Source organism: Nocardioides terrigena, from assembly GCF_003047265.1.
Lineage (GTDB): Bacteria > Actinomycetota > Actinomycetes > Propionibacteriales > Nocardioidaceae > Nocardioides > Nocardioides terrigena.
Window position 1 is genome coordinate 209,358 of the sequence record NZ_PZYY01000003.1, and the last position, 13,187, is coordinate 222,544.

The following is a 13,187-nucleotide window of genomic DNA, read 5'->3' on the forward strand; positions in this document are numbered from 1 at the left end:
GGCCGTCGTCCTCTCACTCGGCGCTGATCCCGCCACACAGAGGCATTTCAGACTTCTCGACGATCGTGTCGGCCAAGCCATGACGGCCACGCCAACGCCGGTGGCCTGAACCGTGCTCGCCTGGGGCACGCTGGGGCTCCTGCTGGGTGCCTGGGTCGGCGCGCTCGCGCGACTATGGATGCGACTGATCGTCGTGTACCCCGAGACGTTCACCTGGGCCGGCACGCTGGCGATCATCATCAGTGCAGCAATCGGCGGACTGGGACTAGGACTAGTGCGAGGCGCGCGCCTGACCGGCCGCTCCAAAGTCTGGAGACTCGCCGCCTTCCTCGCGCTCCCGTTCCTGGGAGCCCCCATGGGCCTCGGGCTGTTTCTGCTCAGCGCCCTGCTCGGCGGATGGGCGCTCGCCCGACGGCGGCCAATCTGGTTGGCTCCAACTCTTGCGACGCTCTGGTTCGCGGCTCTGCCCTTCATTGCCTACGCGGTCGGTGACCCTGACCATCACAATCTGTACGACGGCGTCCACTACCTGTCGATCTCAGTCGGACTCTGGACGCTCGCGGCCCTCCTCGCAGTCGGTGGCCGCGAGCTTTTCGTGCGCTGGCCGACCCGGCAGCCATAGGGACGGGCAGGTCAGGCCACCCCGTTCCGCTGCGTCCAACGTCCCCCTTGGCATGTCCGTACGTTTTAGTACGCCGACACGCGGCGCTAAGACGCAGGTCGCGTGGCCGCGCGTACGGCGGCAGAATCAGGCTCATGCAGAACGCGCGACCTCGCCTCGGTGATCGCGACATGCTGATGTCCCAGAGATCAACGGAGGTGCAACCGTGTTCGCACGACTCGCAGCGTGGGAGCCCATGCCAGACGATGATCGTCAGTGGGTGATCGACGCCGCCAAGACCGTGCCCGGTGTGCTGAACGCCTACCACTTGGTCGACGAGGCGACCGGCAACGGCCTGTCGATCGCCTTCTTCCAAGACGACGTGGACGTTGCCCAGGTCAAGGCGGCTATTGCTCAGGAGGCGCTCAAGATCGGTTGGAACGACGTGCCTCGACCTACCCCCTCATCCGAGACGATCTATCGGGTTGTCCGCAGCGGCTGAGCGGCCTTGTCATCGTCAGGTCCGGTAAACGACTGGCGCCGATTGGCGGCGGTGTGGCGCAACCTGTTGGGTGTTCGGCTCGCCAGCGATGGGCGCGATCCTCGGGACCAGCCAAGCAAGGGGGTTCCACCCCGCGAGGACAGCCGTCATCCCCGGGTGAGGTGATGATCCGGCTCCGGATCCGTCCTATGGTCAGACGATGAGGCGGATGTGGAGCGGTGGGCCCACACGATGACGCCGTGAAGGTCGTCCTGGCGTCGCTGCCCGCGTTCGGCCATCTCTATCCCCTGGTACCGCTGGCCCTCGCCCTCGAGCGGACTGGGGCAGAAGTGGTGTTCGCGACTGGCGAGGAGTTCGCGAGTCGGCTACCCGCGCGGGCTGTCCCCGGAGCCGAGGAATCGTGGTCCTTCTCCGACGCCACGTCGGAGATCGCGCGACGAGTCGAACATCTTGGCAAGGCAGCGTCGGACGAGGGTCTCGGACAGACGCTCTTCGTCGAGCTCTGCGCGCCGCACGTCGTGGACGTCATGACTGGAGTACTGGAACGAGAACGACCCGACCTCGTCGTCTTCGAGCAGAGCAACGTCGGTGCTGCCATGGCCGCCCACACGACCGGTATCAGGGCCTTCTGCTTGGCGATCGTTGGCTGGGGCCGCCAGTGGTCGACCATCTACGAAACCGTGGCAGCGATGGTCCACGCACCCGTGGCCGGCGCGTTGGCCGAGGGTCTCATCGACCCGCACCCGCCCTTCCTGGCCGATGTCGACGCCACCCCGCCGTTTCCTACGATGGCGATGCGCCCGACGGCCTGGTCCCCGGACGGTCCAGTGCAGCCGTGGCTGCTCGAGCCACGGCGGGCTCCGCGGGTGTATCTGACCATGGGGACGGTCTTCGGCAGCGTGGACCTGCTCCGCGCGGCGGCACTCGAGATCGCCGGCTCGGGATGTGATGTCCTCGTGGCGACGGGCCCTGGGATAGAGCCGAGCGCGCTCGGTGACCTGCCGGCAGCGGTGCACCTCGAGCAGGAGGTCCCGCAAGCGCACCTTCTGCCGCATGTCGACCTCGTCGTGCACCACGGCGGAACCGGCACGGTCATCGGTTCCCTCGCCAACGGGCTGCCGCAGATCGTCATGCCGCAAGGCGCAGACCAGTTCTGGAACGCCGACCACCTCGCCGCGGCAGGTGCCTGCCGCATCGTGCCCCCGGGCGCGCCGCCCGGCTCGATCGCTGCGGCTGCCACCGCCTTGACCACACAGCACGCCCCCGAACGAGAAGCGGCACGGCGACTGGGAGCCGTCATCGCCGCGATGCCCAGCCCCGACGCGGTCGCGCAGCAACTACAGGCAACACTGACCCAGCCGAGATGACCGAAGTGGCTTGGGAGGCAAAGCCAGGACTGTCGCGTCTGGCCGGGGCGTCGCAGCCTCACCCTGGGCGGTCATCGGGTTATCTGGCGGTCGGCATGGGCGGACGCACGGCCACGCCGACAGGCGGCGGAAGGACGCACTCGCGCGTGCCGGAGCGGCTGCTCGCCCGACGCACCCAGCTAAACCCGCTCACCGGGTGGTCGCTCGATGGGCCTTGCGGGTCATCAGGGTGCCTTCATAGGGCATCTTCGACGGGCTGAGGCTCAGCCCGTCGATTGCTAAATCAGGCAAGGGCGAATCGATCCAGCGCATTCCGCCACATACGGGCGATGACGCGGTTCATCGTGTGGTGCAGCAGGAATATGGCCAGCTTGTCCCGTATGCGAACTGGATGGGTGCTCCACTCGACGTGAAGGTGACTGCCTTCCGCTCGGCTCGGTTCGATCCGCATGAATCCATCGCCAGGATCTCCGTGATTGGTCTCCAACTCCGTCCACCGGACCACACCGGGGTCGGACCAGTCGTATCGGGCGATGACCCAGTACGGCGAGCGCGGTGATCCTTCCCGGGCTACCGCCCAGGTGTCACCTAGCTCGATGACCTTGTAGATGTTCGGGTCGAGCGTCGTGTTCCAGATCTCGAGCCTGCGATCCGTGAAGTCCGTCATTGCCTCAAGCACCTGCGCTGGCGAGGCTCGCGTGATCAGGTCGAACTTCATCTCACCCGCGCCTCGCGAGGCTTACACCATGCTGCTGCGGCAGTGGAGGAATCGTCTCGGTCATCGGGTCGTCTGGCGAGGCCAGCCTCCGGCGGGCAACTGGCGACGCTCTGCGGGAACGCGTGCGCTCCATGTCGGCAGGCTAGCGATTCCGTAACCCCCGTGACCGAGTTCGGCGGGTGCGAATTTCGACACCTCTTGTCGAGGCGGGAGGTCTTCGGACCATGACCCGCGTCCAACGAGCTCCCCCGGGTGACGGGCAGGAGGCCCGCCAACGGAGTAGGCGTGCCTCGCGCGGGGCCAGCCGTCCAGCGAATCGGCTCCATGATCAAGCGAGACCTCCTCGTCCCGAGGGAAACGGCGCTACTTGTCGTACGGAGTAAAGAGTCCGCTTGCCACGCCGTCGGGGCTGAAGTCGATCAGTTTCGTCCTCTGGCAGCGCTTACATACGACGTACGGTTTCACGCCTGGATCTCGGCGCACTACCCACTTATGAGAGACCAGCATGCAGGCTAGTTTGTGCATCGTGAGGACCCCGTTTCAGCCTCTCAGTTTACGAACGACTGCCTCGATGTGTCGAGGTCAGTATTTGGGGACATCCCGCCGCCCGGGGCCGCGAAGACCCCGCCGACCGCTCATCGGCATCAGCGGGTGTTGCGAGCCGCGCCGACAGGCGGCGATATGACGCTCTGGGTCGAGGAGCCGTGCTGAGGATGACACGCCGGGTGTCGGGGCATGGCCACTTTTGGGGAGATGCCCTCTCCGCCTTACTCGTCGCGCCGCGCCTCGCCTTAGCGTGAGCGCGGTTGTGCCGCTCGGGGGCTTCGATGAATGCGGCATCCGTGTCGCGGGAAGCTGTGGTGGGTATGGGGATTCTGGCACCGAATCTGACCAGGGGGAGAGCGCTTTCCGGATTCGCCCGCGCCCGGGGTCGCCACCTGTTGGCAGGCACCGTCGCCGCCGCTGCGCTCATGGTGACGCTGCCAACGGCCCCTGCGTCGGCGGCGCCGGGAGACACGACCTTGGCCTCCACCTCGGATGCCGGCGTCAAGGCCAACAGCACCAGCTTTGTTGTATCGCTGTCACTCGATGCGACCAAGGTGGCCTTCCAATCGGCCGCCACCAACCTCGACCCCGCCGACACCGACACGAACCCAGACGTCTACGTCAAGGACCTGGTCACCGGCGACATCACCCTGGCCTCCACCTCCGATGCCGGCGTCAAGGCCAACAGCAGCAGCATTCAGCCGTTCCTGTCGACCGACGGGACCAAGGTGGCCTTCCAATCGACCGCCACCAACCTCGACCCCGCCGACACCGACCCGCTCACGGACGTCTACGTCAAGGACCTGATCACCGGTGACCTCACCTTGGCCTCTACCTCCGATGCCGGCGTCAAGGCCAACAGTGCCAGCTTTGATCCGTTCCTGTCGGCCAACGGGACCAAGGTGGCCTTCCATTCCAACGCCACCAACTTCGACCCCGCCGACACCGTGGGCACCGACGTCTACGTCAAGGACCTCATCACCGGCGACATCACCCTGGCCTCCACCTCGGATGCCGGCGTCAAGGCCAACAGCCCCGGCCTTGAGGTGTCGCTGTCGGCCGACGGAACCCGGGTGACATTCTCGTCGACCGCCACCAACCTCGACCCCGCCGACACGGACACGGGCACGGACGTCTACGTCAAGGACCTGGTCACCGGTGACATCACCCTGGCCTCCACTTCCGATGCCGGCGTCAAGGCCAACGGCAACAGCATTCAGCCGTTCCTGTCGGCCGACGGGACCAAGGTGGCCTTCCCTTCGCACGCCACCAACCTCGACCCCGCCGACACGAACACGGGCCCGGACGTCTACGTCAAGGACCTCATCACCGGCGAGATCACTCTGGTCTCCACCTCCGACACCGGGGTCAAGGCCAACAACTCCAGCCTTGACCCGTTCCTGTCCGCCGACGGGAGGAAGGCGGCCTTCTATTCGCACGCCAGCAACCTCGACCCCGCCGACAGCGACAACCTCGCAGACGTCTACGTCAAGGACCTCGTCACCGGCGACGTCTCCCTGGTCTCCACCTCCGACACCGGCGTGAAGGCTAACAGCACCAGCTTTGAACCCTTCCTGTCCGCCGACACGACCAAGGTCGCCTTCGCGTCGAACGCGAGCAACCTTGATCCCGCCGATACCGACACTCTGTCCGACGTGTACGTCAAGGAGTTCGGTGACCCAACTGGCGACGCCGACGCCGACGGCGACGGGGTGCCGAACGGCACCGACAACTGCTCGGAGGTGGCCAACCCGGGCCAGGCCGATGCCGACGGTGACGGGCAGGGCGATGCCTGCGACACCGACACCGACACCGACGCCGACGGCGACGGGGTGCCGAACGGCACCGACAACTGCTCGGAGGTGGCCAACCCGGGCCAGGCCGATGCCGACGGTGACGGGCAGGGCGATGCCTGCGACACCGACACCGACACCGACCCGACGGCGACGGGGTGCCGAACGGCACCGACAACTGCTCGGAGGTGGCCAACCCGGGCCAGGCCGATGGCGACGGCGACGGCCGCGGCGACGTGTGCGACACCTCCACTTTCGGCGGTTTCCTCGCACCGGTGGACGGCCCGCCGGTGGTGAACAACGGCAAGGCGGGCAGGACTTACGCGGTCAAGTGGCACATCGTGGATGCCGATGGGAACGAGGTGACCAGCCTGGCCGCAGTCGCCTCGATCAGATACAAGGTGGTCTCCTGCGGGACCTTCTCCGGCGACCCGGCCGACGCGCTCGAGACAACCGCGACCGGGAACACCGGGCTGCGCTACGACGGGCGGTACATCTACAACTGGGCGTCGCCCTCACAGGCGGGCTGCTACGAACTATTCGTGACACTCACCGACGGCGGTATTCACAGCGCGAGCTTCAACCTGAAGCGCTAGTTCCTACGCCCAAGACCTGACGTCATCCTGGGCGAACCCGGTGCACGATCGCGTGGCTGTTCAGACTCCGGCGACGTAGGCGGTGAGGAAATGGACGCCGTGTCGGTCGAGGTTGCCGCGGGCGCGGTCGTAGTGCTCGGTCGTGCGTGGGTCGGCGTGGCGGGCGAGGATCTGGGCATCACGGAGCGGGACGCCCGCGTCGAGAGCGTTGGTGATTGCTGCGTGACGCAGGGAGTGGGGGCTGATGTGGCGTGGGATGTCGGCGACCTTCGCGATCCTGATGACCATCCGGTAGGCGTCGCGCCGGTCGATCGGCTTGCCTGAGATGGGCCGCAGGATGAGACGTCCGGTGGTTCGTTGGCCTCGGCACGCTTCTAGGACGCGCAGTACCGGGACGGTGATCGGCATGGTGGCGGGCTTGTTGCCCTTGCCGACGAGGTGGAGCACTCGGTGGCCGCGCAGTGTGTCGGCGTAGTCCTCGATCCGCACCGATGCTGCCTCGGAGGCACGGAGGGCGTTGATGCCCAGAAGGTAGGCCAAGGCGCCGTGGTGGACGGTGATGGTCTGAGCCACCTGGAGGAACCGGATCAGTTCGAGGCGGTCCAGTCCCTGGGTGCGAGACTCGTCGCGATGCACCCTGGGGAGCCTGGCGTAGACGGCCGGATCGGCTGCGATGAGCCCGTCGATGTGGGCGAACCGGAAGAATCCACGCACGGCGTGCATCATGGTCGTGACCGAGGAGTCCATGAGCCCGGCATCGCCGAGCTGCCGGATGTACAACTCGACATGGGCGCGCTGGATCCCCACGAGCGGATCGAGCCCGTTGGTTTCGCACCAGGCGAACCAGCGGCGCAGCTGGGAGGCGTACAGCTTGTGGGTGTGCCCGCTGTAGCGGGCCAGGTAGGAGACCGCCGCCAGCTGGGCTGTCGACATCGAGGTCGGCTGGAACGGCAAGAGGATGGTCGATCCGGACATGGAGGCACCTCACGCGGCGACCTCGCTTCGCCCGGCCCGCCCGCCGCCAACACGACCGGGCTCATGGACGCGCCGACGCTAGCCCGCTCCGCTCGTCTAAGACCACGTCCGCAGGCGGCGGAAGGACGCACTCATCACGGCTAGTCCGGATGTGCTGGCCTCTCGTGGTTGTCGCCGGCGGTGCGACCCCAACCGGTGACTGCGCCCGCAACCGCGTTGCGTCGTGGTCACCCATGACCACGTCATGGTCGAGCAGGTCTCGATTGTGGCGTCCGACGGGTGGCGCCCAATTCGACTAGCCGTGCAATTGTCGCCATCTGGTCGAAGATGAACACGGGAAGCGCCCGCGAGCACTTGCCGGGACCGGGTGGTCCGCCTGCTGCAGCGACAGGTGCACGCCGTTAGGGCCAATACGTGGAACGTGGCGTTGTCGGTCACTGACCTCGCCCGCAGACAAAGGTTCGGCGTGCCAAGAGGGTGTGGCGGATCCTTTCAAGTTCGCGACCGGTGCCTAGCGCTGACTGTGCCCTTCTTCGTCCATCGGCGCCGACACCGCCGTCGTGCTTGGCTTGCTTCACCATGCATGAGGGCAATGTCGTTGGCCTGGTCCTGGGCCTGGATCTGCGTCTCCACGCTTCTATCGCCCGCAGGATGGAGCGTGAGCCGGTGCCCTACGCGATGTTGCCGTAGAAAAGGTCGCCGACCCCAGTGTCGGGGCGTCCGACGAAGACGGGGGTCTCGTCGAAGTGGTTATGCTCCATATTGAGCTCGTTGCCGCACCGAGCACTAATCCAGTCCCCAGCCGAAAATGTGCCGCGCCAGCTCTCAAGGTCGTATGTCTCGCCCGTCGCCCACCCGAAGGCGAAGTCGTGAACCGCGGGAACGAGTGCGAGGTGCTGGTGGCATTCGAGCTGGTCCCAAATGCTGTCGGCGAGGTCGCCGTAGAGACCGGAGACGCAGGCCTGGATGGCATGCCATTGGGCGGCAGTGACGCCGCCGGGATCAGACGACCTGCGTGCATTTTCTGTCGGTGCTGCGCTAATCATGAACGCCTCGTCCGCCCACACCGTCACGGTGATCTCGGACAGGTACTCGCTCGCGCCGCAGTAGGGCACCCAGCTGCCCGAACTTGCCGTCGGGCTCTCGGCTGGGGTCGACTCCGCGGGGGTCGTCAGTTCGTCGCAATGAGGGATACCGGGGGTCCATCCATCGACACCAGTGTCGAGGAACGCGTTGGGCAAGAAGGTGCCGTCGCTGAGGCGTTCCCAGATGTCGGTGGTCTGGTAGCCGTTGCTGACCGGGGTGCCGGTCAGTTCGCAGTCGACGGTGACGTGGGTGTCGTCCAGCATGGCCTGACCGACCCGGGGGGCATCCATGCTGGGGGCCGAGCGCGGGTAGATGCCGATCTGGGTCCACGCGATGGCGTAGTCGGCCGCCACTGCGGGCGGGGGCGCGACAAGGCCGGAGATAGCTAGGAGGAGGCCGAACGCCGCGATGAGTGACCTGGCGACGGAAGACTTGGCCAGGACGGGCCTGTTGACGAGCCGCATGGTTGTGGGGTGCATGGGGGGTCAAGCTCCTTCGTGATGAGCTGGCATGAAGCCGTGCCGGGGCTGCATGCCGGATTGCGGGATGTGAGGGGTCAGTCAGCGGTCCGTGCCGGATCGCACCTGGGTGGGTCGGTGCCACGGGCCGCTCTGGGAGGTGGGCGATGAGTCCTGGTGCCGTAGTGCTCCGGAGTACGTGCGCCCCGGAGAACCACGGCTGGGAAGCGCGGGCTGCGCTACTTGAGGGTGAGGCTCCACAGTTCTCGCGGGTTGGTATGCATGAGGCCGGCACCGTCGCCACGTCGGCCGATGACGCTCTGACGTCCGTGGCCCCACCGGTTGTTGTCGACGACGATCAGGTCGCCGGCGGCGAGTTGCACGGACAGTGCCGTGCGTTGCGCTGCTTGGGCGAAGGTGCGGACGGCGTCGAAATCGACGCTGGCAGGTCGGCTCTCGCGAAGGTACGACTCCAGATCGCTCTTGAGCCTGATGCCGTAGTCGTACTGGCTCCGGGCATCGGGCAGGTCGTAGGCCAGCGCTCTGATGGTGCCGTCGGGGTAGCGCATCGGCGCGAGCAGCGTGTCGCGGATGTCGCGGTAGGCGACGTGCTCGTGGTCGAGACTCTCGAAGGCCCTCGCCCAAGGTGCTAGCAGGGACTCGCCGTTGAGGCCCGGCGCGTTGTCCTGCCAGCCGGGGTTGACCATGAGCATGCAGAAGTAGCGGGGACGGGGCTCGAGGAGCGACTGCGAGGAGTGGACAGACAGCGGACCGTCGAGGGCGTGGGTGTCGCCCCGCAGCGACGCCTCGTGCTCATAGCGGACTCGCCACACCGCCGGCTGGTCGGGGTGGGAGCCCGTGTCGCCGCCGTAGTACTCCAGCGGGTCTCCAACGTGGTTGACGAAGCCGATGAGCTCAGCCGCATCACCGGGGAAGCACGACACGCGTACGACTCCCCGATCACGCACGATGTCGCTGACCGACGAGGCCACCTCGCTCGCCGTCGCCTTGTCGTACTCCAGGGTTGTCAACCAGTCCGAGGTGTGGGCCGACGTGAGCTCAGTCTTGGTGGTCGCCGAACTCATGCCACACCCCCGCGGGCGACGTAGGGAATGGGGGCAATGTGGGCGCCGTCGTCCTGCCACGCCTTGCACAGTTCGAGGTCGTTGCGGATGAAGTAGCCGACGTCGCCAGGCTTGTCGCCGGTGACGTCGCTGGAGATGTCGCTGGAGATGTCGTTGGAAGGACCGGTGTCGTAGGACCCGAGCATCACGCGTCGCAGCCATCGGTCCGTGCCGTCGTAGTTCGCGATGAACGGTGAGCGGGAGTGCACGGTGCGGCGGTTGTCGACCATGAGCATCGTTCCCGACTCGAGCTTGCCGGCGACGACGGCCTTCTCGGCGGCATCGTCGGCCGCCTGCATCGCTGCGGCTGCAGCCGGGGTTGTGGGGGTGGTCAGTCCGGGCTCGAAGCGGAAGCGCCCACATTCCTGGCTCGTACCGGCCTCGGGAGTGACGGCCAGGACGGGCCGGGGGTCGTCCTCCGTGATGGCTCGGCCGTCGTGACGGTAGATCCCGTGCAGGCGCGCCAGATCCAGGGCGAAGTGCGGCTTGCTCAGCTCGACGATCTCGTCCGCGGTGAGCAGGCTCATGATGTCTGCTAGCGCTGCCACCCCCGTCTCGGCAAGCCCGGCCGGGTCGGGTCGCAGACAGTGCAGGAAGAGGAAGTCGGGCGGCTCGGGGTGGAAGAACATCTCGGTGTGGAAGCCCAGATGCGCCTTCGAGCTTTGGCTGGACACGACTTCGGCGTTTCTCGCGGTTGGGTAGATGTCGTGGAACAGGCGCCCCTCGCGCTGGTCGGCGTACGAGATGGGCAAGCCGAACGGTATGGAAAACGCGATCTGGATGAACTCGCTGACATTGTTTTTCGTGAGCGCGAGCTGGCCGACCGTGGGAGTTAGAGGCAGGGGCACAACGGGGAGGTTGCGTACGTACAACTCGGGCCGCACCGACGTGCCGTCGGCGAGGTTGCGGAGCTTCGCTCGTGTCGAGTCCCGCAGGCCATCGAACGCGGCACGCGCTTCCATGCGGAACGACGCCATGTCGGTGGACGGATCAGCCGTCACGCGGGATGCGGCCAACGCGAGTCCTGCGGACTCGTCGTCGGTCAGGTCGTGGGTGTCCCAAGCGCGGGCGGGCTGCTCGCGGATGGTGTGAGCGACCCCGAGTTGACGGTCATCAGCGAACAACTCCCTCCGGGGCACCGGAAGGCGTCGAGTTTCGGTCGTCATTTCGGTTGCCCTTCTCTTTGACAGGTGAGCGGTGAGCTGGTGACCTCGATTCGGCCCGGCTCCTACACCGAGTCGCACCCATTCCAGCCGCAGCGCACTGCTCGATGTGCCACCTTGACGGCGCACCAGAGGGGGAGGGCGCACAAAAGTGGCGCGCACCGGTCGGGTCCGGTGATAGGTACCTATGACATGACAGTCATCGAGGCACCTGTGTCGGACTGCGCGCCGTTGATCCCGCGCACGGCGTTCGCCTACGACGTGGCGATGATGCGGGTGGGCGACATGGGCCTGCGCGCTGCACGCTTCCGCGTGTCCATGCTATGCGTCATCGGCGCTTGCGCCGTTGCCGGCCAGGCATCCGCGTGGGCCTATCTGATCGTCGCGTTCGCCTTGATCGGCGGCCTGCTGTCGGTGGCGTCAAACTACTGGCAGGTCGACCAAGAACACCATCCCAAGAACGCTGTCAGTCGCTGGAGCCTGCGAGTGACCGTCACCGGCAGCGGGCGCATGCTTCCCGACGTCCCCGGCACCGTCGAGGCATTGTCCTACCTGCCGTTGGCCAGCATCGGGCCCTGGCTGATGCCAGCAGAAGCAGGCGCCCTGCGGCTCCTCGCGTTCGCGGCGGCGCTCGCTTGGGTCGCCAGCTGCGTCAACGCGGTCTTCACCGACCCGGCCTTCTACAACCCGGAAGTCGATCCTCGATGGCGGATCGTCGACCTTGCTCGGCAGCGGGCGCTATGGCTCGTACTCATCGCTGCCGCCGCGCTCATGGGTCTCCCGGCGGACTGGACCAAGGACGAGCGCTGGGTCGTGGCCGGCATGTGCGTCGTGTTCGGGTGCGTGCAGTTCAGGGTCAACGAGACCGACCGCGGGTTCCACCAAGCCCGGCGGGTCTCCGGGGAGCGTGAAGTCGCGGGACGGCACAAGATGGTCGAGGCGGTGCACGAGATGGTGGGTCAACCGACCGCGATGCTGCGCGTGCAACTCGCGGACGACCCATCGCTGCTGCAGCTCCTCGACGAGACCGTGTCTGACTTAGAAGGCGGTTACAGCGACGTGCTGTCGATGGAGACCGAACTCGACCGCGACATTGATTGGCCCGGGCGTCTTCAACATCGCCTGCGCCGGCTGACACGGCTCTACTTCACTGAGTTCGACCTCATCTACCCCGAGCAGCTGAGCCGCGTCGATCGGATGATTGCGCACCACCTACTGCACAACCTCGCCGTCAACGCCGCCAACGCGGGCGCTCAGACATGCCGCATGGACCTGCGACGCGACGGTGACACGCTCGTCGTCGAGGCCACGGACGACGGCCGTCCCGTCAACCAGGCCGTGTGGCTGCGAGAAGGCGGCGGAATTAGACGGATGCTGCTCCGGCTCGAGCGCACTGGGCCCCAGGCATCCGTGGACCTCGTGCGCACCGGCGGTCGTGATGACACCAAACTGATCGTCGCGCGGTGGCGCACCCACTCCGATCCGGTCACATAGGGGGACACAGGATGCCGAAAGTTCTTCTGCTCGAGGACGAGCCGCTCGATAGCCACTTCTACAGCATCTTCGGTGAAGAGAACGTGGACGTGTACGAGAGCGTCGAGTCGCTGCGTTCGTCGCTCTCACGTGCCTCCATCAGCTGGGACGTAGCTTTCCTCGACTTCTCCCTCGGTGAGAAGAGCGCGTACTCCGGCCTGTCCGCTTTCGCGCTGCTCCACGAATGGAGCCCTAGAACTCGCCTAGTCGGCTTGACCAACGTTGACGAGAACGGCCGCACCATGTTCGCTACGGCCGCGTACCGCTGGTTCGGCATGCGTGGGCTGGTCCACAAGCCGCACGCCACCAAAGCCCACCTGCTCGACATCGGCCGCGGCGGCAGCGCCATGCCGCAGGCGTGGACGACCAAGCTGTCCACAGACGGCTGGATGATCGACCACCTCTTCGCTGACGAGCCGTGGGGACGCCTGTGGCAAGCCACACCCCGCGCTCAAGGGATCCCCGAAAGCCTTGGCCGACTTACCGGGGTCGGCGCGAACTACGCGCGCCGCCACTTCGTCGAGAAGGCGGTACCGATGGTGATCCAATTCGCTGAAGCCTTCAAGATTGAGCGATCGCCTACCGAGAAGCAACAGATCGTCCTAACCGAGTTCGTCGCATCGAACCGCACCTTCTTCATGGCGCCGGACCTGCTCGATGTGCTCGAGATCGCCAAGCCCTGGGAACAGGTGAGCCGGGCTTAATAAGCGTCCACCGCGCACATC

11 protein-coding genes and 1 pseudogene are annotated in these 13,187 nt (G+C 66.3%); 7 read left to right on the forward strand and 5 right to left on the reverse strand.

The annotated features are described in order from the left end of the window. Window positions 1–112 precede the first annotated feature (112 nt). The 3 genes from DAE25_RS07720 (at window position 113) to DAE25_RS07730 (ending at window position 2,470) form a co-directional block, all read left to right on the forward strand. Window positions 113–622, forward strand: coding sequence for a hypothetical protein (locus DAE25_RS07720; protein WP_107765635.1), 510 nt, complete (start codon window positions 113–115; stop codon window positions 620–622). Between the two features lie 259 nt (window positions 623–881). Beyond that, window positions 882–1,103: a hypothetical protein gene (locus DAE25_RS07725; protein ID WP_199907483.1), complete on the forward strand. Its 222-nt coding sequence runs from the start codon at window positions 882–884 to the stop codon at window positions 1,101–1,103. A gap of 239 nt (window positions 1,104–1,342) precedes the next feature. Continuing rightward, the gene (locus DAE25_RS07730; RefSeq protein WP_107765637.1) at window positions 1,343–2,470 is read left to right on the forward strand and encodes a glycosyltransferase; all 1,128 of its coding nucleotides are present in this window, start codon (window positions 1,343–1,345) and stop codon (window positions 2,468–2,470) included. Between the two features lie 283 nt (window positions 2,471–2,753). On the opposite strand, the gene DAE25_RS07735 is transcribed toward DAE25_RS07730, so the two are convergent. Beyond that, window positions 2,754–3,188: a hypothetical protein gene (locus tag DAE25_RS07735; RefSeq protein ID WP_107765638.1), complete on the reverse strand. Its 435-nt coding sequence runs from the start codon at window positions 3,186–3,188 to the stop codon at window positions 2,754–2,756. A 971-nt stretch (window positions 3,189–4,159) separates the two neighbouring features. On the opposite strand from DAE25_RS07735, the pseudogene DAE25_RS23095 reads away from it, so the two are divergent. Both DAE25_RS23095 and DAE25_RS23515 read left to right on the forward strand, forming a co-directional pair. After that, window positions 4,160–5,662: pseudogene (locus DAE25_RS23095) on the forward strand (TolB family protein); the annotation flags it as partial. A gap of 140 nt (window positions 5,663–5,802) precedes the next feature. Then, window positions 5,803–6,123: a PxKF domain-containing protein gene (locus DAE25_RS23515; RefSeq protein WP_199907484.1), complete on the forward strand. Its 321-nt coding sequence runs from the start codon at window positions 5,803–5,805 to the stop codon at window positions 6,121–6,123. A gap of 60 nt (window positions 6,124–6,183) precedes the next feature. On the opposite strand, the gene DAE25_RS07745 is transcribed toward DAE25_RS23515, so the two are convergent. From DAE25_RS07745 to DAE25_RS07760, 4 genes are all read right to left on the reverse strand, one after another. Continuing rightward, window positions 6,184–7,098, reverse strand: a complete 915-nt coding sequence (locus tag DAE25_RS07745) for a tyrosine-type recombinase/integrase (RefSeq protein ID WP_107765639.1) — start codon at window positions 7,096–7,098, stop codon at window positions 6,184–6,186. A 671-nt stretch (window positions 7,099–7,769) separates the two neighbouring features. Then, the gene (locus DAE25_RS07750; RefSeq protein ID WP_107765640.1) at window positions 7,770–8,663 is read right to left on the reverse strand and encodes a hypothetical protein; all 894 of its coding nucleotides are present in this window, start codon (window positions 8,661–8,663) and stop codon (window positions 7,770–7,772) included. Between the two features lie 218 nt (window positions 8,664–8,881). Continuing rightward, window positions 8,882–9,727 carry a TauD/TfdA family dioxygenase gene (locus DAE25_RS07755; protein ID WP_159083635.1) on the reverse strand — a complete coding sequence of 282 codons (846 nt, stop codon included), beginning with the start codon at window positions 9,725–9,727 and terminating at the stop codon, window positions 8,882–8,884. Next, window positions 9,724–10,932 carry a TauD/TfdA family dioxygenase gene (locus tag DAE25_RS07760; protein ID WP_107765642.1) on the reverse strand — a complete coding sequence of 403 codons (1,209 nt, stop codon included), beginning with the start codon at window positions 10,930–10,932 and terminating at the stop codon, window positions 9,724–9,726. Before DAE25_RS07760 ends, DAE25_RS07755 begins: the two co-directional genes overlap by 4 nt. A gap of 189 nt (window positions 10,933–11,121) precedes the next feature. Here DAE25_RS07760 and DAE25_RS07765 point away from each other — a divergent pair, with 189 nt between their 5' ends. Both DAE25_RS07765 and DAE25_RS07770 read left to right on the forward strand, forming a co-directional pair. Further along, on the forward strand, window positions 11,122–12,423 hold the full coding sequence (locus DAE25_RS07765) for a sensor histidine kinase (protein ID WP_159083636.1): 1,302 nt from the start codon (window positions 11,122–11,124) through the stop codon (window positions 12,421–12,423). Window positions 12,424–12,434: 11 nt separating this feature from the next. After that, window positions 12,435–13,166: a response regulator transcription factor gene (locus tag DAE25_RS07770; RefSeq protein ID WP_107765644.1), complete on the forward strand. Its 732-nt coding sequence runs from the start codon at window positions 12,435–12,437 to the stop codon at window positions 13,164–13,166. Window positions 13,167–13,187: the final 21 nt, after the last annotated feature.

Bases quoted from the DNA above. Each gene is read 5' to 3' on its own strand.
- DAE25_RS07735 (WP_107765638.1), bottom strand. From the start codon at position 3,188: ATGAAGTTCGACCTGATCACGCGAGCCTCGCCAGCGCAGGTGCTTGAG.
- DAE25_RS07745 (WP_107765639.1), bottom strand. From the start codon at position 7,098: ATGTCCGGATCGACCATCCTCTTGCCGTTCCAGCCGACCTCGATGTCG.
- DAE25_RS07750 (WP_107765640.1), bottom strand. From the start codon at position 8,663: ATGCACCCCACAACCATGCGGCTCGTCAACAGGCCCGTCCTGGCCAAG.
- DAE25_RS07755 (WP_159083635.1), bottom strand. From the start codon at position 9,727: ATGAGTTCGGCGACCACCAAGACTGAGCTCACGTCGGCCCACACCTCG.
- DAE25_RS07760 (WP_107765642.1), bottom strand. From the start codon at position 10,932: ATGACGACCGAAACTCGACGCCTTCCGGTGCCCCGGAGGGAGTTGTTC.
- DAE25_RS07765 (WP_159083636.1), top strand. From the start codon at position 11,122: ATGACAGTCATCGAGGCACCTGTGTCGGACTGCGCGCCGTTGATCCCG.
- DAE25_RS07770 (WP_107765644.1), top strand. From the start codon at position 12,435: ATGCCGAAAGTTCTTCTGCTCGAGGACGAGCCGCTCGATAGCCACTTC.